Below are 21,468 nucleotides of genomic sequence, written 5' to 3' on the forward strand. Positions count from 1 at the left end.
GCGAGCCTGCTACGAAGCGCTCGGCGCCGGCTTCTTGTACATGCGCGTCGCCGTGATCTCGCTGTGCACCGCCTCCCCCGCCTGGGGCGGCTGGGGCAGACCGGGCCGCAGGTGTTCCTCGACGCTGATGTACTTCAGGCCCGCCCGGAGGTCGGCGTCGTTGCGCAGGCGGATGACCAGCGGGAACTCGGCGAGAGCGGTCGTGTCGAACAGGCCGGTGGTGTACAGCAGCTGGACGCCCAGCGCGTCGGACACGGCCCGCTGGAGCTCCAGCAGATAGGTCGCGTTGGCGCGGCCGATCGGGTTGTCCAGGAACAGCGTGCCCGCGTGCCGGTGCTTGTCCCGGCCCCGGTCGTTCGAGCGGAGCGCGGCCATCGTGCAGTACAGGGCGATGGCCGCGGTGAGCAGCTGACCGCCGGAGAACACATCGCCCATCTGGCCGACGGGGACGCGCTCGGCGCGCAGGACGGCGTCGGGCTTGAGGATCTCGACGGCCACGCCCTTGGGCTGGAGGGCCGCGGCGACGCCCCGCAGCAGCAGGGACATGTCGTCGCGGCGCAGGTCGGAGTTCTTCTTCACGGCCGCGCGGGTGGCCTCGTCGATGACCTCGCCGAGCCGTTCGGTGAGCGTGGCCTGGTCGGGTTCCTCGAAGCGGATGCGCAGGAACTCCTGACCGGACCACTCGCCGAGCCCCTCCGGCAGCCGGGAGAGCCGCTGGGCGGAGCGCAGGGTGGCGAGGGCCGACTCCACGAGGCCGCGCAGCCGGTCCACGATGGAGTCGCGGTTGCGTTCCAGCTGGGCCAGCTCGTCGGTCAGCACACGCAGCCGGGGCGCGAACGCGTCCGCCCACTTCTGGGCGTGCTCGGGCAGCGCGGAGGCGGGCAGTTCCCGGATCTGCTGCCGGGCGGGGGTGCGGACCTGTTCGTAGCGCGTGGAGTTGGCGTGCCGGACGAGGACGTCGCTCGCCTCGCGGACGGCCCCCTCGGCGGCGGACAGATCGGCGGCGCAGCCGCGCAGGGAGCGGCGGGCCTCGGCGGCGGAGTACCGGGCCTCCTCCAGGGTGCCGGGGTACGGCTCCGGCTCCTCCGGCTCCTCCTCGGGCGCCTGTTCGCGCAGCAGGTCGCGGAGCATGGCGGCGATCTCGTCGAAGCCGCCGGCCGCGTCCTCGGCGGCGCGGTGGGCCTCCAGCAGCTCCGTGTGCGCCGCCCGGGCCTCGGCCAGCGCCTCGGTGCGGGCGGCGAGTTCGCCCGTGGCGGTGCGCAGCAGCGCCTGGGCGTGCTCGGCGTCGCGCGGGATGAGATCCTCGGGCAGCTCGGTGTGCGCCTCACCGTCCTCGGGGGCGAGCCGCTCGGCCTCGCCGCGCAGCCGGCCGAGCTGCTCGCTCGCGGTCGACATACGGGTCTCCAGGAGCTGCACCAGCTCCTCCGCGCGCGCGGCGGCGGCCTGCCGGGACGGCCCGTCGGAGCCGTCGGGCGACTGGAGCAGCTGCTCGGCGCGGGTGCGGACCTTGTTGCTGAGCCGGTCCAGTTCGGCGCGGGCGGCGCTCTCGTCGCTCTCCGCGCGGGCCTGCTCGGCGCGCAGGTCGGCGCCGACGCCGACCTTCTCGTACACCTGGGAGGCGGCGCGGTAGGCCTCGCGGAGGGCGGGCAGGGACACCTTCGGGGCTTCCGCGTCCGCCGCGGGTACGTCATCGGGGGCGCCGGCGATCTCGGACCGCTCGGCCCGCAGGGCGCGCGCGGTGCGGCGGGCGTCGTCGGCGGCGCGCTGCGCGGCCCGGCGGTCCTCGTCGGCGGCGCGGGCGCGTTCCAGGCAGGCCTGGGCGCGGGCCTCGGACTCGGCCGCCTCGTCGGCGAGTTCACGCAGTTTCGCCTGCCAGCCGGCGCGCTCGCGCAGCCGGTGGGCGAGACCGGCGAGGGCGTCGGCGGCGCGCCGGGCCTTCTGCGCGGCCTCCTGCCGCTGTCGCGGACCCGCGCGGCCTCGGCCGCGGTCTCTTCCGATCTGCGCGGACGGTCCGCGCCTCGGCGAGTTCGGCCTCGGCCTCCTCGGCGAACGCGCGGGCCTCCTCGGCGGTCCGGGCCAGCTCGGTCAGGCGCCCGGCGGGGCAGCCGGTGCGCCACGAGGCGAGCCGGGCGGCCAGTTCGCGGTCCTTGCCGAGGCGGGCGGCGAGGACGCGGATCTCCTCGTCGCGCTCGGTGGCCCGGGCGCGCAGGGCCTGCCGTTCCTCGTCGGCGGCGTGTTCGTCGTGCATGGCCGGGTTCGGCGGCACCAGGAACACGTCACCGGGGGTGGTGTCGGCGGCGGGCGGCGGGGCGAGCAGCGCGGCGGCGGTGCCGACGGCCACCGCGGAGCGGGGCAGCAGGGCGGCGTCGCCGAGGACCTCGCGGGCGCGCGCGTGCGTGTCCGGGTCGGTGATGATCACGCCGTCGACCAGCTCGGGGCGGGCGGCGAGCACGCGCGCGTGGTCGGCCGGGTCGACGGCCTGGGCGAGGTAGCGCCAGCCGGGGAGCGCCGGGATGCCGTGCTCGCCGAGGAACTCGACGGTGGCCAGGACGTCCGGGCCGGGCGGCAGCAGTCCGCCGTCGCCGAGGGCGCCGAGGATCCGGGCGTCGTCGGCGGCGGCCGTGCGCAGCTCGAACAGGTGCCGTTCGGCGGTGGACACGGCGTCGTCGAGGAGTTCGCGCAGTTCGTCGGCGAAACGGTCGAGCTCCTCGGGGGTGAGCGCGCCCTCCGCGACGGTACGGGGGGCGGGGGCGGCGTCGTCGGCCCCGGTGCGCGGGCCGGGCACGCGGACCGTGTTCGGGGCCCCGGGCAGGCTCAGCAGTTCCGCCAGCCGTTCCTCGGCGGCCAGCGACTCGGCGAGGCGCCGCTCGGCGTCGTACGCCCGCTCGGCGGCGGTGGCCCCGTCCGCCGCGCGGGCCGCGGTCAGCTCGGCGCGGGACTCGGCGGCGGCGGCCTCGCGGGCGTGCTCGGTGGCCTTGCGGGCGGCCTCGCGGGCCGCGTCCCAGGCGGCCACGGCGGTCTTCTCGGCGTCACTGGCGGCGAGCGCGGCCCGTGCCGGGTCGGCGTCCGGGGCGCTGTCGTCCAGCCAGCCGGCGCGGACCGCCTCGGCGGTCTCCTGCTCGACCTCGGCGAGCCGCTGGCGCAGGTGCCCGGCCTCGCTGCGGGCCCGCTGTGCCTCGGTGGCGGCGGTGGTGGCGTCGCGGTGGGCGAAGTCGCCGGCCTCCTGGAGGGCGGCGGACCGCTCCTCCTCCTCGTTGGCCAGTTCCTCGGCGCTCTCGGCGGCGGCGTGCAGGGCCCGTACGAGGTCCACGGCGGCCTTGGCGCGGGCGGCGAGCGCGGGGGCCGCGTCCCGTTCGGCCTCCTGGATGGCGGCGGAGACGCGCGCGACACGGTCGGCGGCGGCCCGGTGGCGCAGCACGGCCTCGGCGGCCTGCCAGGCGGAGTGCAGGGTGCGGGCGTCGGCCAGTTCGCGCTTCTGCGCGGCGGCGGACTTCTCGGCGGCGGCCAGCGCCAGTGAGGCGTGCCGGTAGGCGAGTTCGGCGGCGATGAGGGCGCTGCGCTCGCGGGCGCCCTCGGAGTGGGTGACGGCGTAGGCGGCGGCCGTGACCCGCTGGGCGAGGTCGGCGGCCCGGACCCGCTCCCGCACGGCGCGCGCGGACAGCCGCCGGGCCAGCGTGCGGGTACGGCGTTCGGCGCCCGCGTGCACGTCACGCGCGCGTGCCCGGGCGTCGGCCGCCTCCACGATCCTTCCGAGCAGATCGACCGAGCCGGCCGTGAAGTCCCGTTCGGCGATCAGCTCGGCGCGCCGGCCCAGCTTGTTGCCGAAGCCGCTGACGAGGTCGGCGAGGCCGTCGGTGTCACGGGTGTCGGTGACGGCGCGCAGCAGCAGGTCGGTGAAGTCGGAGTCCTTCTTGACCGCGAAGAGGCCGGCCGCCTCGCCCTCGTCGGCGTTCATCTCGCGCTGGTAGCGGAAGAGTTCGGGGTCCAGGCCGAGGTCGCCGAGGTGCTCGGTCCAGCGCTCGTGGATCTCCTCCCAGTGCACCTCCAGGTGCGGGTATGCCTTGCCGGCCTCCATGAGGGCGTCGCGGAAGCCCTTCATGGTGCGGCGGCGGCCGTGCGCACCGGAGGTGCCCTCGGCGGGCGGCCGTACGGCGGTGGCCTCGGCGACGGGCAGGCTGTCCAGGCTGAGGCCGGGGCCGGGGCGGAAGGAGTACCAGGCCTCGGCGAACTTGCGCGGGTCGTTGGAGACCTGCCGTCCGCGCCATTCGCTGACCTTGCCGACGACCACGCACTCGCCGGTCTGCACGTGCTGCCATTCCAGGGCCACGTGGCCGCAGTCGTCGGCGAGCAGGAACTTGCGCAGCACACCGGAGCTGGCGCCGCCGAGGGTGTTGCGGTGGCCGGGCAGCATCACCGAGAAGATCAGCTTGAGCAGGACGGACTTGCCGCCGCCGTTCTCCAGGAACAGCACGCCCGCGGGCGCGGGCCGGCGCGGCGGGCCGGACGGCTCCTCCTCGAAGAACTCCGCCTGCGTGGGCGCCGGGTCGGGCACGGGCTCGCCGACACCCCGCAGGTCAAGCACGGTGTCGGCGTAGCGCGCACCGGCGGGACCGATGGAGTAGAGGCGGACCCGGGACAGCTCGTACATGGCGGACTCTCGTCAGTGTTCTTGCGGTGGAGGGGGGCAGGGTTCTCGCGGTGCGGGGACGTTCGGGGTTCGTGCCGCGCGGGGGATCAGGAGTGGAACGGCAGTCCGGCGTCGGCCACCAGGTCCAGGTCGTCGGTGTCCTCGGCGGGCAGCAGGGTGGCCGTGCCGTCGGTGACCGGTACGACGCCCAGCTCGGACAGTTCGGCCAGGGCGGCGTTGCCGGCCATGTCGCGGACCTGGAGCTGGTAGCGGGCGGTGGTGCGGTAGGTGCCGCCGTTGTCGTCGCCGGTGCGCTGCAGGAAGCCGGAGTCGGTGAGGAAGGCCAGGGCCTTGGCGACGATGCCGGTGGTGGAGGCGGCGGGGCGGCGGGCGTCCTTGGTGGCGCCGGTGGCGCTGCGCCGGGCCCAGATCCGCCAGGCGGCCTCCAGGCCGGGGGCGTCGGTGGCCGGGTCGGTGTTCTCGCCGCGCTCCTCGGCGCGCTCCTCCAGGCGGCGGCAGGCCTGCCGGACGAAGGCGTCGACGCCGTTGACGGTGACCCGGCCGATGTAGGAGTCGTCGGCGAGGTCCTCGGGGCGCGGGAACGCCAGCGCGGCGACGGCGAGATGGGCGAGGCCGTGCAGGAAGCGGTCACCGGAGTCGGCGGCGGCGCGGCGCGCGTAGTCGCCCATGCGGACGGCGAAGACCGAGTCCTCGGCGGCGGTGACGGCCATGCCCGCGCGCGGGGACACCTCCAGCACGACGAGTCCGAGTCCGGCGGCGACGGCGTCGGCGAGCCGGGCGAAGGCCGGGTCCTCGCGGTAGCGGCGCAGCAGTTCGGTGTACTCCTGGTCGCGGGCGGGCGCCAGCTTGGGCTGGAGCCCGAAGGCGACGAGCCGCGCCGCGTCGGCGGCGTCGGCGGGGGTGACGGCGGTGGACGCCGGCGGGGCGGGTGTGTCCGCCTCGCTCCACTCGACGTGCTCGGTCACGGGTTGGGCTCCTTGTCGCGGTGGTGCTCGGTCATGCTGCTTCGGTCCGGTCGGCCGCCATCCCGGCGGCGTCCAGCAGGGCCGTGCCCACGATGAGGTCGGCCCCGCCGAATTCGGGATCGTCCAGCTCGGTCCCGTCGTCCACGGCGAACAGCAGCTTCTCCTCGCCCTGCCGGTAGGCGGTGCCGACGGCGGGGCTGGCCGCGTGGACCGCCAGCAGCGCCACCAGGTAGGCGAGGTCGGGGTCGCCGGTGCGGCGGGCCTCGGCGAGCAGCCCGGACAGTCTTCTGGGCGCGTCCGGCGGCAGGTCCAGCAGTTCCGTCGCCGCGGCGAGCTGTTCCTCGCTGAACCGGCTGTCGTCGGGCGTGGCGATCAGGTCGGGCTCGGGCATCTCCGCGCCCAGGTGCTCCCGTTCCACCGGCGGGGTCAGCAGGATGTCGACGAGGTCGCCGACCCGGACGGACACCGGTGTGCGCAGTCCGGTGCCGCGCGCGAAGAAGGCGTCGGTGACCCGGATGGCCTCCTGCAACGGCAACGGCAGCACAGGGGCGACCAGATGGCCGTAGAGGTCTATCCCGGACGTCGCCGCCGGGGTGGCGAAGGCCTGCCGGTCCTGTTCGGCGCGGAACAGCGGCCCGGCCTCCAGCAGGCGGGACTGGAGCTGGGTGTGGCGCCGGATGCAGTCCTTGACGATGTCGACCAGTTCGGCGGCGCGGCGCTTGTGCTCGGGTTCCTCGGTCTCGTCGCGGGCCTTGCGGATGTTGGTGAGGATGGCGTTCTCGTGGCGGTAGCGCTCGGCCACGTGGTCCAGGGCCTCGGCGATCATGTCGGGGACGGTGTTCAGCCAGTCGACCGCGCGGACGTTGCGCCGGGTGGCGTCCAGGGCGCGGCGCAGGGTCTCGGAGTACTGCACCGTGCGGTAGCGGGCCTGTTCGGCGGCGAGCTGGGCGTCGGCGAGCCGGCCGCGGCTGATCAGCACCTCGAGCTTGACCTCGGCGGCGATCTGGGCGCTGGTGACGTCCGTGTCGAGGGCGCCGACCAGGACGTTGACCGCCTCGTCCGTGGTGCGCAGGTACACCGTGCCGCCGGGGCCGGGGACCTCCTCGATCAGCTTGAAGTCGTAGTCGCGGCGGACATAGGTGCCGTCCGGCGCGAAGGTGCCGTAGACCGCGCGGAAGCCGCGGTCCACGCTGCCGACGTTGATCAGGTTCTCCAGGACCCAGCGGGCCACGCGCTCGTGTTCGGCGGCGGGCCGGTGCGGTGCCTGGGCGGCGATGCGCGGGACCAGCCGGGCGACGACCTGTTCGTGGTCGGCGCCCGTGTCGAAGTCCATGTTCAGCGTGACCAGGTCGATGGCGGCCAGGGCCACCTCGGCCATCCCGTACACCGAGTACTCACCGGCCAGGTTGGCCTTGCGCGCGTCCAGGTCGTGCAGCGGCGCGGTGCAGGCGAGCGCGCGCAGCCGACGCGCCAGCCCCTCGTCGGCGGCCGGGCCCTGCGCCGGGCGCGGCCCCGCGCTGAGCTGGGGCGGAACACTGTCCGTCGATGCAGGCGAAGTCACGGTGCACAGACTAGGTCCTGGGTCTGACATCGACCCAAACGGCTCAGAAGCGACGGCCGTCACAGAAGCGGAAGAGAGCCTACCGCGCGGTTCGAGCGGGGCCGGTCGCGTAGGTTCACGAGGGGCCGGCCGCCTCCTCGCCCACGCGGCGCCGGTAGACCTCGACGACCCGTTCCAGGGAGTCCGCGAGGTACGTCTCCAGGAGCCGTTCCGCGCCTCTCGTGTCCCCGGCCTGGAGCGCCCGCAGGATCCCGGCGTTGCGGGCGAGGTAGGGCTCGTGCAGCCGGCGCGGGTCGTCCACCACGTGGAAGGCCAGGCGCAGCTCGGCGAAGACGCTGCGCATCAGCTCGTCGGTGCGTTCGCTGCCGGCCAGGGCGACCAGTTCCCGGTGGAAGTGGATGTTGGCCGTACCCACGCCTTTCCAGTCGTTCTCCGTAGCGGCCGTGTGCCCTTCCTCGACCGCCGCGACCAATGCGCCGAGCCGGTACGGCGGCGCGCCGAGGCCGCGGACGACGGCGCACTCAACCAGCGCGCGCGTGCGGTAGATGTCCTCCACGTCCTCGACCGTCAGGACCCTGACGAAGACGCCCCGGTTGAGTTCGTGGATCAGCAGCCGTTCGTGGGTGAGCAGCCGGAACGCCTCGCGCAGGGTGTTGCGGGAGACGCCGAGGGCCCCGCCGATGCTGTCCTCCGACAGCCGGGTGCCGGGCGGGAAGTAGCCCTCGGCTATGCGGCTCCTGAGGATGTCGGAGACCCGCTCCGCGGTACTGGTACGGCCCAGGAGGACACGGTCGCCGGCCAGTCCCGTCAGCTGCTCTGCCATGCCCGGAATTCAAGCGCAGACATCGGAACGAAACAACATGGGTATTGAGGGATCGTTGAACAATCCTCTACGGTGCTCGGCACGGCTCACTTCCCAGCACCCTCCGTCCCCTTCTGCGAGGTGCCCATGAGCACGACCCCACCGCCCCGGCCCGGCCCCTCCGCCGACGTGCGGCCGGCGCGAGGTGAACGGACCGACGAGGACGGCGCGTTCGGCTGGCTGCGCGCCCTCGGCCCGCGCGGCCGGCGCGCGTTCGCCGGAGCTTTCGGCGGATACGCCCTGGATTCCTACGACTACTTCACCCTGCCGCTGAGCATGGTGGCGCTCGCGGCGTACTTCGGCCTCGACAGCGGCCAGACCGGCCTGTTCACCACGGTGACGCTGGTGGTCTCGGCGGTCGGCGGCGCCGTGGCCGGCGTGGTCGCGGACCGGGTCGGCCGGGTCCGGGCACTGATGATCACGGTGACCACGTACGCCGTGTTCACCGTCGCCTGCGGTTTCGCGCCCACCTACGAGACGCTGCTGGTCTTCCGTGCCCTGCAGGGCCTCGGCTTCGGCGGCGAGTGGGCGGTCGGGGCGATCCTGGTCGCCGAGTACGCGGGCGCGCGCCACCGGGGCCGTACGCTCGGCGCGGTCCAGAGTTCCTGGGCGGTCGGCTGGGGGCTGGCGGCGGTGGTCTACACGCTGGTCTTCTCCTTCGTCGACGAGGACCTGGCCTGGCGGGTGATGTTCTGGACCGGGGCGCTGCCGGCGCTGCTCGTGGTGTGGCTGCGCCGCCGGGTGCACGACGCTCCCACGGCGACGGCCGCCCGCGAACAGGAGCCGGGGCGCGGCTCCTTCGCGGCCGTCTTCCGCCCCGGCCGGGACGGAGTGCCGGGCCTGCTGCGCACCACCCTGCTGGCGAGCCTGCTGTCGACGGGCGTACAGGGCGGCTACTACACGCTGGCGACCTGGGTGCCGACGTACCTGAAGTCGGAACGCGGTCTGTCGGTGGTGGACACCGGCGGCTATCTGGCCTTCCTGATCTCCGGCGCGTTCCTCGGCTACCTGACCGGCGGGGTGCTGACCGACCGGCTGGGCCGGCGGAACAACATCTGGCTGTTCGCGCTGCTGTCGGCGCTGTGCATCCTGGCGTACGGGAACATCCCGCACGGCGCCGACACCCTGTTGCTGGTGCTCGGCTTCCCGCTCGGCTTCTGCATGTCGGCCATCTTCAGCGGTTTCGGCTCCTACCTGAGCGAGCTGTACCCGACGGCGGTGCGCGGCACCGGGCAGGGCTTCACGTACAACACGGGCCGTGCGGTGGGCGCGGTGTTCCCGACCGTGGTCGGGTTCCTCGCGGACAGCTGGGGCGTCGGGGGCGCGCTGGTCTTCGGCGCGATCGGCTACGGCATCGCCGCGCTGGCCCTGCTGGGGCTGCCGGAGACCCGCGGGAGGGAGCTGGCCTGAGGCGCGCGGGCCGGCCGGACCGCCGGCCTTACGACAACCACCGCGGGCGACCGCCGGACGGAACGGCCGGACGGGCGGCCCGCACGGGACGAGACATCGGAGACACGAGAACACCATGACCGCGATCGATCTGAACGCCGACCTCGGCGAGGGCTTCGGGCGCTGGCGGCTGACCGACGACGAAGCGCTGTTGTCCGTCGTCACCAGCGCCAACGTGGCCTGCGGCTTCCACGCGGGGGACGCGGCCACCATGCGCCGGGTGTGCGAGCTGGCGGCCGAGCGCGGCGTGACGATCGGCGCGCAGGTCTCCTACCGGGACCTGGCCGGCTTCGGGCGGCGCGCGATGGACGTGCCGCCCGCCGAGCTGGCGGCCGAGGTGGCCTACCAGATCGGCGCCCTGGAGGTGTTCGCCCGGGCGGCGGGGGCGCGCGTGGCGTACGTCAAGCCGCACGGCGCGCTCTACAACCGGGTGGTGCACGACGCCGAGCAGGCCGGCGCGGTGATCGACGGGGTGCGGCTCGCGGACCCCTCGCTGCCGGTGCTGGGCCTGCCCGGCTCGCGGTTGCTGGAGCTGGCCGCCGAGGCGGGGCTGCCGGCCGTTCCGGAGGCCTTCGCGGACCGCGCGTACACCGACGAGGGCACGCTGGTGCCGCGCGGCCTGGAGGGCGCCGTGGTGACCGACCCGGACACGGTCGTGGAGCGCTCGGTGAGCTTGGCACGCTCCGGCGCGGTCATCGCGCACTCCGGCGCGCGGATCCTGGTGCGCGCCCGGTCACTGTGCCTGCACGGCGACACGCCCGGCGCGGTGGGTCTGGCCCGCCGGGTGCGCGAGCGGCTGGTGGCGGCGGGCGTGCGGGTGGAGGCGTTCGCGTGAGGGCGCTTCCCGTGGGCGACGACGCGCTCCTCGTGGAGGTGTCGTCCGGAGAGGAGGCGCAGGCCCTGCACGCGGTGCTGCTGCGCCGCCGCGCGGAGGGCGCGCTCACCGTGCGGGAGATCGTTCCCGCGGCCCGTACGGTCCTGCTCGACGGGCTGGCCGACCCGGACCGCTGGGCGGCGGAACTGACCACCTCGCGGGTACCGCAGGCGCCCTCCCGCGCGCGCGAGCTGATCGAACTGCCCGTGCGCTACGACGGCCCGGACCTCGCGGTGGTCGCCGGGCACTGGGGGGTGACCGAGCGGGAGGCGGCCCGCATCCACGCCGGTACCGAGTTCACGGTGGCCTTCTGCGGCTTCGCCCCGGGCTTCGGCTATCTCACCGGCCTGCCGGACCGCTACGCCGTCCCGCGCCGCGCCACCCCGCGCACGGCGGTCCCCGCGGGCGCCGTCGCGCTCGCCGGGCCGTACACGGGGGTGTACCCGCGCTCCTCCCCCGGCGGCTGGCAGCTGATCGGCACGACGGACGCGGTGCTCTGGGACCACACGCGCACCCCGGCCGCGCTGCTGACCCCGGGGGCGCGGGTGCGGTTCGTACCGCTGGGGGACGCGTGACGGGCGCGCCGGGGGAGGCGGGGCAGGGGCGGCGGACGGCCGTCGCGCACGCGCGCGAGGACGCCGTCGGGGCACATATGGCCACCACGCGGGCAGGCACCGTGGGTGTACCGGCGTGTGCGGCCGTCACGCGGGCAGTCCGCACCGGTGTACCGGCGTCCGCCACGGCCGTCCCCGTGGCCCCGTCCGGGGAGGTCGGCGGGTGAGCGACCGGGTGATCGTCGTGGTGCGCGCCGGGGCGTTGACGACCGTGCAGGACCTGGGGCGGCCGGGGTACGCGCATCTCGGCGTGCCCCGCTCCGGGGCGCTCGATCCGCCGGCGGCGGCGCTGGTGAACCGGCTCGTCGGCAACCCGCCGGACGCCGCCGTCCTGGAGACCACGCTCAGCGGCTGCGCGCTGCGCCCGCGTGCCACGGTGACGGTCGCGGTCGGCGGCGCGCCGGGCCCGGTGTCGGTGGGCGGTCGCCCGGCCGCGTGGGGCGCCCCGGTGGTGGTGCCGGCGGGCGAGCTGCTGGAGGTGGGCGCGGCCACGGCCGGAGTACGCGGTTACGTGGCCGTGTCCGGCGGCATCGCCGTGGAGCCGGTCCTGGGCAGCCGCGCCACCGATCTGCTGTCCGGCCTGGGCCCGGCCCCGCTCACGGACGGCACGGTGCTGCCGCTGGGCACCCCGGCCGGCCCTCCCGCGCGCGTGGACGGCGCCCCGCAGCCGCGTCCGCCCGCCGAGCTGGTGCTCCGGGTGACCCTGGGGCCGCGCGACGACTGGTTCACGGCGGGCGCGGTCCGGGATCTCACCACGCGCGCGTACCGGGTTTCCCCGGCGAGCAACCGCATCGGTCTGCGCACCGAGGGGCCGGCGCTGGAGCGGGCCCGGCCCGGGGAGCTGCCCAGCGAGGGGATGGTGCTCGGTGCGGTCCAGGTGCCGCCGGACGGGCGTCCGGTGGTCTTCCTCGCGGACCACCCGACCACGGGGGGCTACCCGGTGATCGCGGTGGTGCGCGCCGCCGACCTGCCGGCCGCCGCGCAGGCACCGCCGGGCACGCCGGTCAGGTTCGTCCCGGTACGCCGCCGCTGACCTCCGCTGCCCCCTTCCGGCACAACGGCCGGAACGGCATCGCGGGAACCATGCGGTCCGGCTGCCCTCGTCGGGGGTCTCCCACCCGGGGTGGCGCACCGGAGCGCCACCGACCGGCCCCGGGACCTGCCGGACGAGCGGGCGCCCTGAAGCCTTGCCCCGGCCCGAGCGGCACCGAGGCGCCGGCTGTCATCCCACGCCCTCCGGCATCGCGGACCGGGCGTCGGCGCGGCGCGGCATCTGCGCCGCGTCGTGGGCCGCGAGGAACGCCTCCACGGCCGCTCCCCAGCCGAAGCACTCCGCACGCGCGCGTGCCGCTTCCCGCCGCCCGGGTTCGGCGCGTGCCAGGAGCAGTTCCACGGCGTCGGCGAACGTCTCCGGGCCGCCGGCCGCGGTGGCCCCGGCGGAGCCGATGACCTCGGGCAGCGCGGAGAGGGCGCTCGCCACCACGGGCGTGCCGCACGCCATGGCCTCCAGCGCGGCCAGGCCGAAGGTCTCGGCGGGCCCCGGCGCGAGGCACACGTCGGCGGACGCCTGGAGCGCGCCGAGGGCGGCCCGGTCGGACACGTGCCCGAGGAAGGTCACCGGGAGCCCACGGGCGCGGGCGTGCCGCTCCAGCCGGTCCCGCAGCGGCCCGTCCCCGGCGACCACGAGGACCGCCCGCCGGCCGCGTCGCAGCAGCACCTCCAGGGCGTCCAGGGCCGTGCCGGGCCGCTTCTCCACGGACAGCCGGGAGACCATGACGAGCAGTGTCTCGTCCACGCGCGCGTGGCGGGCCCGCAGCCCGGGGTCGCGCAGCGCGGGATGGCGTTCCATCAGGTCGACGCCCAGGGGGGCGCGTACGACGTTGCGCGCGCCGACGCGGACGAACTCGCGCTCGGCGAAGCCGGTGGTGCACACCACCCGTGAGTAGACGTGCGCGGTACGGGTGTTGAGGGAGTCGGCGGCGCGCCGGGCGAGCGGTTCGGGCAGGCCCCAGGTGCGCAGGACGCCGTCGGCGGTCTCGTGGGAGACCATCACGGCGGGCACGCGCGCGCGTCGGGCCCAGCGGCCGGTCCAGCGCAGGGTGGTCCGGTCGGAGACCTCCAGGCGGTCCGGGGCCAGCTCGGTCAGGAGGGCGGCCATCCGCCGCCGGCCGGTGAGGACCCGGTAGCCGCCGGTGCCGGGCAGGGGCGGGCCGGGCAGGGTGATGACCCGGCCCTGCTCGGTGTCGCGGTCGGTGTGCCGTTCGCCGGGCACGATCAGGACGGGTTCGTGGCCGGCGGCCAGGTAGCCCTTGCCGAGTTCGCGCAGGGCGGTGCGCAGGCCGCCGGAGGCCGGGGTGACGAAGTTGGCGAGGCGGACGATGCGCAGGGAGGGTCCGGTCATGCCGCCACCGCCGTCCGGCGGGCCGCGAGGACCTCGTCGTAGTGGTCGAGCAGCTGGTCGCCGACGGCGGCCCAGGTGCGGCCCTCGACGCTCGCGCGGGCGGCGGCGCCGTAGGCGGCCCGCCGCGCGGGGCCGGCGGCCAGGGCGCGGACGGCCTCCCGGACCGCGTCGGCGTCGTGCGGCGGGACGAGCAGGCCGGTGCGGCCGTGGGCGACCAGGTCGAGCGGGCCGCCGGCGGCGGGCGCGACGACCGGCACCCCGCTGGCCATGGCCTCCTGGACGGTCTGGCAGAAGGTCTCGAAGGGGCCGGTGTGCACGAACAGGTCCAGCGAGGCGAAGATCCGGGCCAGTTCGTCGCCGGTGCGCCGGCCCAGGAAGACGGCGCCGGGCAGGGCCTCGGCGAGCTGTCCCCGGCTGGGTCCGTCACCCACGACCACGACGCGCACGCCGGGCAGCCCGCAGACCCCGGCGAGGAGTTCGACGTGCTTCTCGGGCGCGAGCCGGCCGACGTAGCCGACGATCCGTTCCCCGTGCGGGGCGAGTGCGCGGCGCAGCGCCTCGTCACGGCGGTCCGGCCGGAACCGTACGGTGTCCACGCCGCGCGGCCACAGCGCCACCCGCGGTACGCCGTGCTCCTCCAGGTCGTTCCGCGCGGCGCTGGAGGGGGCGAGGGTGCGGTCGGCGGCGGCGTGCACGGAGCGGATCCGCCGCCAGGCCGCGGCCTCTCCGGCGCCCATGTAGATGCGGGCGTATCCGGCCAGGTCGGTCTGGTAGACGGCGACGGCGGGGATGCCGAGCCGGGCCGCCGCGGCCATGCCCCGCACGCCGAGGACGAAGGGACCGGCCAGATGGACCACGTCGGGGCGGTGCGCGACGAGGGCGGCGGCGAGGCGCCGGCTGGGCAGGGCGACGCGGACCTGGGGGTAGCCGGGGAGCGGCAGGGAGGGCACCCGGACGACCGGGCAGGGGGCGTCCGGGTCCGGGCCGGTGCCGGGCGCCGGGGCGGGGGCGACGACGAGCGGGTGGTGACCGCGGTCTACGAGGTGCCGGGCGGTCTGGAGCGCGCAGTGGGCCACGCCGTTCACATCGGGGGGAAAGGATTCGGTCACGATGACGACACGCATACGGGTGTTGTCGCCGCACCGGACGTGCCCACGTCAACTTCGATCTTTCCGCGCGGGGAACGTCCCATGAGCGTTGGGCGGCCCGCCCGCACCCCTCACGGCCGCCCGCCCCACGGCCCGGGCAGCCCGCCCGACGCTCCGCCCCCCGCAGGTCGAACGGCTGTCACGGCGGCCTGGCCCACGGGTCATCCGGAGTTCACCCGCCGGGCGGTCGTCCGCCCCTGCCGGGAGTGCGAGCGGGGTCAGCCGAGGGCGGTGTCGGGCCCGATGCGGCTGCGTACGGCGGTCTGTACCTCGGCCTCCTCGGCCGGGTCGGCGGCCAGTCGGCGCAGGCGCTCCACGACCCGGGTGTCACCGGTCTCGGCGTGCCGGGCGGCGAGTTCGCGGGTGGTCTCCTCGCAGTCCCACAGGCACTCGACGGCGAAGCCGGCGGCGAAGGAGGGGTCGGTCGCGGCCAGTGCGCGGGCGGCGCGGCCCCGCAGGTGGGAGGAGGCCGTCTCGCGGTAGACGTGCCGCAGGACGGGGGCCGCGCAGCCGATGCCGAGGCGTCCGGCGCCGTCGACGAGGGTCCACAGGGTGGGCGCGTCGGGCCCCTCGCCGCGTACGGCCTGGCGCAGTGCGGCGAGGACGAGGTCGCGGTCGCGGGCACCGCCGCGGCAGGCGAGGATGCGGCCGGCGGCGGCGCCGAGCGCGTCGTGGCGCCGGGCCCAGCCGCGCGCGCGGTCCACGGCCGCGACGCTGCGCATCCGTTCGAAGGCGTCGACGGCGGCTTCCACGACGACCGCCGTTCCGTCGGCGACCGCGGCCTCGATGAGGTCGAGGACGTCGGGGTCGTCGCTGTCGGCGAGGTAGCGCAGGGCGGTGCAGCGGGCTCCGTCGACGCCGTTCCTGGCGGCTCGGAGGATCTCCGGCCGGTCCTCGGGGCCGGCCACGGCGACCAGACAGCGGGCGGCGGGCACATGGAGGGCGGCACCGCGCTCCATGCCCTGCTGGGCCCACTCGAAGACGGCACGTACGCTCCAGCCGGGCCGGGGGCCGGTGGGGCGCAGCTGCCGCTGCCAGCGGTCGAAACAACCGGCTTCCTGAGCGGCACGCACGCGTGCGGCGATCGACGGGCGCGGGTCCTCGGCCCACAGCCGCCAGGGCCGCGGTTCGAAGGCGTCGCGCACGGCGGCGGCCAGTTCCGCCTCGCCCTCGGGGTCGGTGGCGAAGCGGGCCAGGACGGGGGCGGCGAGGGCACGCAGGCCCGCGTCGTCGTCCCGCAGGGCCAGCTCGTCCAGGGCCCAGGCCCAGTTGGAGCCGTGCGCGGCGTACCTGCGCAACAGGTCGAGGGCGTCCCGCCGGCCGTAGGAGGCGAGGTGGCCGAGGACGGCGAGGGCCAGGCCGGTGCGGGACTCGTCGGTGTCGAGCACGTCCTCGGCGTCGAAGAGGTGCGCCTCCACGGCGTCGAGTCCGCCGTTCAGGTCGAGGTAGAGCCGGGCGTAGTAGAGGGAGCGGTTCTCCACCTGCCAGTCGTGGCGGGGGTCGCGCAGCACACAGTGGTTCAGGGCCGCGAGCGCTTCGGCGCGCGGGGCCGTCAGCGCGTGCAGCGTGCCGTCGCCACGGCCGCGCTGGAGCAGCCCGAGCAGGGTGCCGCTGGGCGCTATGACCGGATCGAACATGGGAAACAGCCTCACATCAAGCGTCGACGCAACCGGTGAACACGCGTTACCTGGCCGCGCGACACAACGTCGGAGCGTCCGCCGTTTCCTGCTTGCTGTAGACCATCTCTCTCTGCCTCTCGTCGGTGGCCCATGCGGACCGCATCACGGCCCGCGCGGTGCGGCAACACCTGCCCAGCCATCGCGTCCGTGAATCACGTCGTCATGATGACCCGCGCTGTGTGCTGCCGCGACCGTATTTCCGGCGGCCCCGTACCGCCTCCCCCGTTTTCCGTGTCGTTGCTGGTCGGATACTCGGTTCAGCGCTCGCCGAACAGTTCCAGCAGTTCCGCCTTGCCGAACATCCGGGCCGTGTCGACGGCCGACGGCGTGCCCTTGGCGGGGTCGGCCCCGCCCTCCAGGAGGGCCTTGATCACATCGGTCTCGCCCTTGAAGACGGCGCCCGCGAGCGGGGTCTGGCCCCGGTCGTTGATCTGGTCGGCGGCGGCGCCGCGGGCCAGCAGCGCGCGTACCGCGTCGGCGTGTCCGTGGTAGGCGGCGAGCATCACCAGGGAGTCGCCGCGGTCGTTGGTGAGGTTGGCGGGGACGCCCGCGTCGACATACGCCACGAGCGCCTCGGTCTGCCCCTGCCGGGCCAGATCGAAGATCTTGGTCGCCAGCTCCACGACCTCGGGGTCGGGGGCTTCACTCATGGCCGGACCGCCTCTCCATGCTGATTGAGGGACTGCTTCGCTGATGCGGGGACTGCTTCGTACGAGTGAATCGCCAGCGTACTGGCTCTCGGGGCACATGACCCGATGTGCCCGAGGTAAAGATCACCGACGGGCCCCGTAGCAGGCAACAGCACTGGTCAACCGGGCCGCAACCGCTTCCTCCGGGCGAGCGAAAAACACCGTTTTTCACCCAGTTGCACCTTTAATCGTATGGATACATCCTGTGATCCTGGAAGAACTCATGGTGACTGTCCCCCACCTTCGACACCAGGAGGCCACAAATGATCCTCTCCCTCTCAGGCGTGCTGCTGCTCGGCATCGTCGTCTTCCTGTTCTTCCGCAAGGACGGCCTGAAGGGCTCGCACGCCACGGTGTCGGCCCTGTTCGGTTTCTACCTGTCGACCACAGGCATCGCCCCGAGCATCAAAGCCGGAGGAGAGAGCCTGGCCAGCCTCCTGGGCGGCATCAAGTTCTGACCCCGCCCGTACCGCCCGCACGCACGATCAGGAGTCAGCAGTGGCCCGGCGCCCTCTCCCCCGCATTCTGAGCAAGGACAGCGCCCAGCTCGCGCGGATGCAGCTCGCCCGGAGCAGGGAGCTGGCCCGGACGGCGGCCGACAGCGCCACCGACATCCTTCATCCGCTGATCACCGTCACGCGCGGGCTGCGTGTGCTGGCCTCGGCCGGCCGTCGCAGGTGGGCGGACACGCCCAAGGACAGACGCGGGCCGCTGCTGTTCCTCGCGGCCTCCGCGATCATGGTCGTGGCCCTGATGCCGTACGGGCCGCTGCTCGCCGTCGTCACGGTGATGGCGGCGGCGGCCTGGCAGGGCCGCGACCGCACCCCCTCCGCCCCCGCGGGCCCCGACGCCTCCCAGACCGAACGCCTCAAGGCGCTCTACGACGCCCTGGTGCCGTACTTCTCCGCTCCGGCGGACCCCGCGCCTCTGTACGCGCACGGCGGGGAGTGGGAGAGGGCCTTCACCGCCTACGAGTTCGACGACGCCGGGCGCGTCGGCCACCTGGCGATCCGCTACCCCGCCTACTTCCCGGACGGCGAGCCCGAGGCCCGCGCGCGGGTCGAGCAACTGCTCACCGCCAAGGCCGGACGGAGCCGCGAGTACCACTTCGACTGGGACGAGGAGGGCAACCGACTCACCGTGACCGTCCTCGCCCCGCTGCCCGCCGACATCCCCGCCCAGCCCTTCGTCACCGCGCCCGGCGAGACCGTCCTCGGCTACACCGACCCCAGCGAGGTCCAGCGCACGCTTCCCCTCTCCTATGGAGAGGAACGGATCGACGTACCGCCGGTCGTCTGGCGCACCGGCATCCGCTCCACCGAGCCGCACCTGCTGGCCGTCGGCCACCCCGGCAGCGGCACGTCCACCCTGCTGCGCTCCATCGCTCTTCAGGCCCTGCGCCACGGCGATGTGCTGATCGTCGACGGCGGCGGCACCGGCGAGTACGCCTGCCTGACCGGCCGGGACGGCGTACTGGCCGTGGAGTGCGCGCTCGCCGGGGCGCTGGCCAGCCTGGAGTGGGCCGCGCGGGAGACCGAGCGGCGGCTCATCGCGGTCAACCTGGCCCGGCAGGCCGGCGACCCGCCGCCCGCGGACACCCGGCGCCCGCTGTGGATCCTGCTGGACCGGCCCGCCGTCTTCACGCACCTCGCGGCGGCCGACGGGCGGGGGGACCCGCAGGCGCTGCTCCAGGTGCCGCTGCGGCACGGCCGCGCGGCGAACGTGACGGTGGTCGTCGCCGAGCAGTTCGACAGCGCGGAGACGCTCGGCGACGCGGTACGGCAGCACACGCGCGCGCGTGTCGTGCTGGGGGCCACCGCGCCGCAGCAGGTGGAGGCGGTGCTCGGCGCGGCGCCGCACACGACACCGCCGACGCGGGTGCCGCCCGGGCGCGGCTACGCCCGGCTGGGCTCCGGCCCGGTGCACCGGCTCCAAGTCCCGCGCACGCCCGACCCCTACGACGACGCCACGAGCGACGCCGACCGGCAGGCGGTGCTGGAGCTGCTGCCCACCCGGGCCGCCACCGTGGGGGCCGAGCCGGCGGACCTGGCGAAACCGGCACCGGAGAAGACACCGGTGACGGCAAAGGCCGTGGCGGCGGAGTCCTGAGCGGGCCGGCACCCGGGCGCTCGCAAGGGCGTGAGCAACTGGACGGTCACACTCGCTCGCGAACCCGCACCCGCGCCCGCGGCGCGCCCCGCCCGGCTAGGCCACGAACGTGCGCGGCGACTCCGTCGCCCCCGTCGCGCCCGACTCCACCAGGCGGGCCGCGGCGGCCAGTCGGGAGGCCGCCTCGTCCGCCACCGCTCCCCCGACGGTGAACGGAAGCCGCAGATAGCCCTCGAACGCGCCGTCGACGCCGAAGCGCGGCCCGGACGGGACCCGGACCCCCGTGCGCTCGCCCATCTCCGCGAGGCGGGAGCCGGACAGGCCGCCGGCCCGGACCCAGAGGGTCAGCCCGCCGCGCGGCACCTCGAACTCCCAGTCGGGCAGCTCCCGGCGCACCGCCGCCACCAGGGCGTCCCGGTTCTCCCGGGCCTGCGCCCGGCGCAGCTCGACCGCCTGCTCCCAGCCGCCCGTGCTGAAGAGCCAGTTCACGGCCAGCTGCTCCAGCACCGGCGTGCCCAGGTCGGCGTACGCCCGCGCGGCGACCAGGCTGCGGATCACGTCCGGCGCCGCGCGCACCCAGCCGATGCGCATGCCCGCCCAGAACGCCTTGCTGGCCGAGCCGACCGTGATCACCGTGGAGCCGGCCGGGTCGAAGCCGCACACCGGCCGGGGCATGCCGTCCCGGACGTCCTCGTCGAGCCACAGCTCGCTCATCGTCTCGTCGGCGACGAGCACGGTACCGGCCGAGCGCGCCGCGTCCACCAGCCGGCGCCGCTGGTCCTCGTCGGCGAGCGCCCCGGTGGGGTTGTGGAAGTCGGCGACCACGTAGGCGATGCGCGGCGCGGCCTCGCGCAGGACCTGGCGCCAGCGGTCCATGTCCCAGCCGGACAGTCCCTCGGCCATCGCGACCGGGACCAGCCGGGCGCCCGCCTCGCGCATCAGCTGGAGGATATTGGCGTAGGACGGCGACTCGACGGCGATGCGCTCGCCGCGCCCCCCGAAAAGATGGCAGATCGCGTCGATGGCGCCCATGGCGCCGGTCGTCACCATGATCTGCTCCGGCATGGTGGGGATGCCGCGCGCGGTGTAGCGCTCGGCGATCATCGAGCGCAGCGCGGGCAGCCCGGCCGGGTAGTCGCCGTGGGTGTGGGCGTACGGCGGCAGTTCCTCCAGGGCGCCCTGCACGGCCCGGGTGAGCCACGGCTCGGGCGCCGGGAGCGAGGCGCAGCCCAGGTCGATCATCGAACCGAGGGCCTCCGGGGGCAGCGGTTCCAGGCCGCGCGCGGGGATCGGGTTGCCGGCCGGTACGGCGGTCCAGCTGCCGGCCCCGCGCCGGGACTCCAGGAAGCCCTCCCCGCGCAGCGCCTCGTAGGCCGCCGCGACAGTGGTCCGGCTGACGGCGAGGGCGAGGGCGAGCTCGCGTTCCGCGGGCAGGCGCGCGGCCACCGGGACGCGGCCCTCCAGGACGAGCAGCCGGATGCCGTCGGCGAGGGCGCGGTAGGCGGGGGGACGGCGGGTGCCGGGGCCGGCCGGACGGTCCTGCTGGGAGGTGAGGAGCCGCGCCAGCTGCGCGGCCCCCACCGCCGAGGTCCACTGCGCCATGAAGATCAGTCCACCTTCCCCGGATTGGCCATGGATGGCGAGGATTACCAAGCCACAGAGTGACATGTGCCAGGCCACCGCCACCACCCAGGGGGGTACTTCCATGTCCACCACCGGCTCCGCGTCCGACGCGTCCACCACCGGAACGTCCGCGTCCGCCGTCGGAACACCGGCACCCGCCACCGGACCATCCGCGTCCACCACCGGCATACCCGGGTCCGGCCGGCGGCTCGGCCGGCGCCTGGTCCAGCTGTACGCGGGGCTCGCGCTCTACGGCGCGAGTTCCGCGCTGCTCGTGGCGGCCGGGCTGGGCCTGGAGCCGTGGAACGTGCTGCACCAGGGGCTCGCGGAACTGACCGGGCTCAGCATCGGGGTCCTGTCGATCATCGTGGGCGCGGCGGTGCTGCTGCTGTGGGTCCCGCTGCGGCAGCGGCCCGGGCTGGGCACGGTGTCCAACGTCTTCGTGGTCGGCCTGGCGATGGACGGCACCCTCGCGCTGCTCCCGGACGTCCGCTCCCTCGCCCTGCGCGTGCCCCTGCTCCTCGCCGGCATCGTCCTCAACGGCATGGCGACCGGCCTCTACATCGCGGCGCGCTTCGGCCCGGGCCCGCGCGACGGGCTGATGACCGGACTGCACCGGCGCACCGGCCGGTCGATCCGGCTGACGCGGACGGCGGTGGAGGTCGCGGTGGTGATCACCGGGTTCCTCCTCGGCGGCACCATCGGGGTGGGCACCGTGCTGTACGCCGTGTCCATCGGCCCGCTGGCGCAGGTGTTCCTGCGCGGGTTCGCCGTCCCGCCGGTACCGGCGGGCAGCACGGTCGTCGCCGGCGGGACACCCGAGCGGGCGATACTGCGTCCGTGACC

15 protein-coding genes and 1 pseudogene are annotated in these 21,468 nt (G+C 75.3%); 7 read left to right on the plus strand and 9 right to left on the minus strand.

All coding sequences use genetic code 11. From position 1 onward, the window contains the following. Positions 1–9 precede the first annotated feature (9 nt). From HB370_RS08225 to HB370_RS08240, 4 genes and pseudogenes are all read right to left on the minus strand, one after another. A pseudogene (locus HB370_RS08225) lies at positions 10–4,648 on the minus strand (hypothetical protein). A gap of 86 nt (positions 4,649–4,734) precedes the next feature. Then, positions 4,735–5,613, minus strand: a complete 879-nt coding sequence (locus tag HB370_RS08230) for a hypothetical protein (protein ID WP_030793345.1) — start codon at positions 5,611–5,613, stop codon at positions 4,735–4,737. A 31-nt stretch (positions 5,614–5,644) separates the two neighbouring features. Further along, positions 5,645–7,174 (minus strand): hypothetical protein, encoded by a 1,530-nt coding sequence (locus HB370_RS08235; RefSeq protein WP_030793342.1) that lies wholly within the window; start codon positions 7,172–7,174, stop codon positions 5,645–5,647. A 115-nt stretch (positions 7,175–7,289) separates the two neighbouring features. Beyond that, positions 7,290–7,997, minus strand: coding sequence for a GntR family transcriptional regulator (locus HB370_RS08240; protein WP_030793334.1), 708 nt, complete (start codon positions 7,995–7,997; stop codon positions 7,290–7,292). Positions 7,998–8,123: 126 nt separating this feature from the next. Between HB370_RS08240 and HB370_RS08245 the strand changes: the two genes are divergently transcribed. The 4 genes from HB370_RS08245 (at position 8,124) to HB370_RS08260 (ending at position 12,006) form a co-directional block, all read left to right on the plus strand. Beyond that, the gene (locus HB370_RS08245) at positions 8,124–9,446 is read left to right on the plus strand and encodes an MFS transporter (protein WP_030793332.1); all 1,323 of its coding nucleotides are present in this window, start codon (positions 8,124–8,126) and stop codon (positions 9,444–9,446) included. Positions 9,447–9,561: 115 nt separating this feature from the next. Further along, a complete protein-coding gene (locus tag HB370_RS08250) occupies positions 9,562–10,320 on the plus strand; it encodes a 5-oxoprolinase subunit PxpA (RefSeq protein ID WP_030793330.1) in 759 nt (252 codons plus the stop codon). Continuing rightward, positions 10,317–10,934, plus strand: coding sequence for an allophanate hydrolase subunit 1 (locus HB370_RS08255; protein WP_030793329.1), 618 nt, complete (start codon positions 10,317–10,319; stop codon positions 10,932–10,934). The genes HB370_RS08250 and HB370_RS08255 overlap by 4 nt, the downstream gene beginning before the upstream one ends. A gap of 202 nt (positions 10,935–11,136) precedes the next feature. Continuing rightward, positions 11,137–12,006: a biotin-dependent carboxyltransferase family protein gene (locus HB370_RS08260; RefSeq protein ID WP_030793326.1), complete on the plus strand. Its 870-nt coding sequence runs from the start codon at positions 11,137–11,139 to the stop codon at positions 12,004–12,006. 189 nt (positions 12,007–12,195) lie between these two features. On the opposite strand, the gene HB370_RS08265 is transcribed toward HB370_RS08260, so the two are convergent. From HB370_RS08265 to HB370_RS08280, 4 genes are all read right to left on the minus strand, one after another. Then, a complete protein-coding gene (locus HB370_RS08265) occupies positions 12,196–13,374 on the minus strand; it encodes a glycosyltransferase (RefSeq protein ID WP_030793323.1) in 1,179 nt (392 codons plus the stop codon). Then, positions 13,371–14,498, minus strand: coding sequence for a glycosyltransferase family 1 protein (locus HB370_RS08270; RefSeq protein ID WP_030793320.1), 1,128 nt, complete (start codon positions 14,496–14,498; stop codon positions 13,371–13,373). The genes HB370_RS08265 and HB370_RS08270 overlap by 4 nt, the downstream gene beginning before the upstream one ends. Positions 14,499–14,740: 242 nt before the next feature. Continuing rightward, positions 14,741–16,159: a hypothetical protein gene (locus tag HB370_RS08275; RefSeq protein ID WP_030793317.1), complete on the minus strand. Its 1,419-nt coding sequence runs from the start codon at positions 16,157–16,159 to the stop codon at positions 14,741–14,743. Positions 16,160–16,458: 299 nt separating this feature from the next. After that, positions 16,459–16,851, minus strand: coding sequence for an ankyrin repeat domain-containing protein (locus tag HB370_RS08280; RefSeq protein WP_030793314.1), 393 nt, complete (start codon positions 16,849–16,851; stop codon positions 16,459–16,461). A 302-nt stretch (positions 16,852–17,153) separates the two neighbouring features. Between HB370_RS08280 and HB370_RS08285 the strand changes: the two genes are divergently transcribed. Beyond that, complete coding sequence (locus HB370_RS08285; RefSeq protein ID WP_030620070.1) at positions 17,154–17,348, plus strand: hypothetical protein; 195 nt, start codon at positions 17,154–17,156, stop codon at positions 17,346–17,348. Positions 17,349–17,388: 40 nt separating this feature from the next. Further along, positions 17,389–18,999, plus strand: a complete 1,611-nt coding sequence (locus HB370_RS08290) for a membrane protein (RefSeq protein ID WP_030793311.1) — start codon at positions 17,389–17,391, stop codon at positions 18,997–18,999. Positions 19,000–19,095: 96 nt separating this feature from the next. Here HB370_RS08290 and HB370_RS08295 read toward each other — a convergent pair whose 3' ends face one another. Further along, on the minus strand, positions 19,096–20,601 hold the full coding sequence (locus HB370_RS08295; RefSeq protein WP_030793308.1) for a PLP-dependent aminotransferase family protein: 1,506 nt from the start codon (positions 20,599–20,601) through the stop codon (positions 19,096–19,098). Positions 20,602–20,665: 64 nt separating this feature from the next. Between HB370_RS08295 and HB370_RS08300 the strand changes: the two genes are divergently transcribed. Then, on the plus strand, positions 20,666–21,466 hold the full coding sequence (locus HB370_RS08300; protein WP_244405474.1) for a hypothetical protein: 801 nt from the start codon (positions 20,666–20,668) through the stop codon (positions 21,464–21,466). Positions 21,467–21,468 lie beyond the last annotated feature (2 nt).

The sequence above is a fragment of the Streptomyces sp. DSM 40868 genome (assembly GCF_011820545.1).
Lineage (GTDB): Bacteria > Actinomycetota > Actinomycetes > Streptomycetales > Streptomycetaceae > Streptomyces > Streptomyces eurythermus.

Coding starts and splice junctions, on each gene's coding strand:
- HB370_RS08240 (WP_030793334.1), bottom strand. CDS start 7,997: ATGGCAGAGCAGCTGACGGGACTGGCCGGCGACCGTGTCCTCCTGGGC.
- HB370_RS08245 (WP_030793332.1), top strand. CDS start 8,124: ATGAGCACGACCCCACCGCCCCGGCCCGGCCCCTCCGCCGACGTGCGG.
- HB370_RS08250 (WP_030793330.1), top strand. CDS start 9,562: ATGACCGCGATCGATCTGAACGCCGACCTCGGCGAGGGCTTCGGGCGC.
- HB370_RS08265 (WP_030793323.1), bottom strand. CDS start 13,374: ATGACCGGACCCTCCCTGCGCATCGTCCGCCTCGCCAACTTCGTCACC.
- HB370_RS08270 (WP_030793320.1), bottom strand. CDS start 14,498: ATGCGTGTCGTCATCGTGACCGAATCCTTTCCCCCCGATGTGAACGGC.
- HB370_RS08275 (WP_030793317.1), bottom strand. CDS start 16,159: ATGTTCGATCCGGTCATAGCGCCCAGCGGCACCCTGCTCGGGCTGCTC.
- HB370_RS08280 (WP_030793314.1), bottom strand. CDS start 16,851: ATGAGTGAAGCCCCCGACCCCGAGGTCGTGGAGCTGGCGACCAAGATC.
- HB370_RS08285 (WP_030620070.1), top strand. CDS start 17,154: ATGATCCTCTCCCTCTCAGGCGTGCTGCTGCTCGGCATCGTCGTCTTC.
- HB370_RS08295 (WP_030793308.1), bottom strand. CDS start 20,601: ATGGCGCAGTGGACCTCGGCGGTGGGGGCCGCGCAGCTGGCGCGGCTC.
- HB370_RS08300 (WP_244405474.1), top strand. CDS start 20,666: ATGTGCCAGGCCACCGCCACCACCCAGGGGGGTACTTCCATGTCCACC.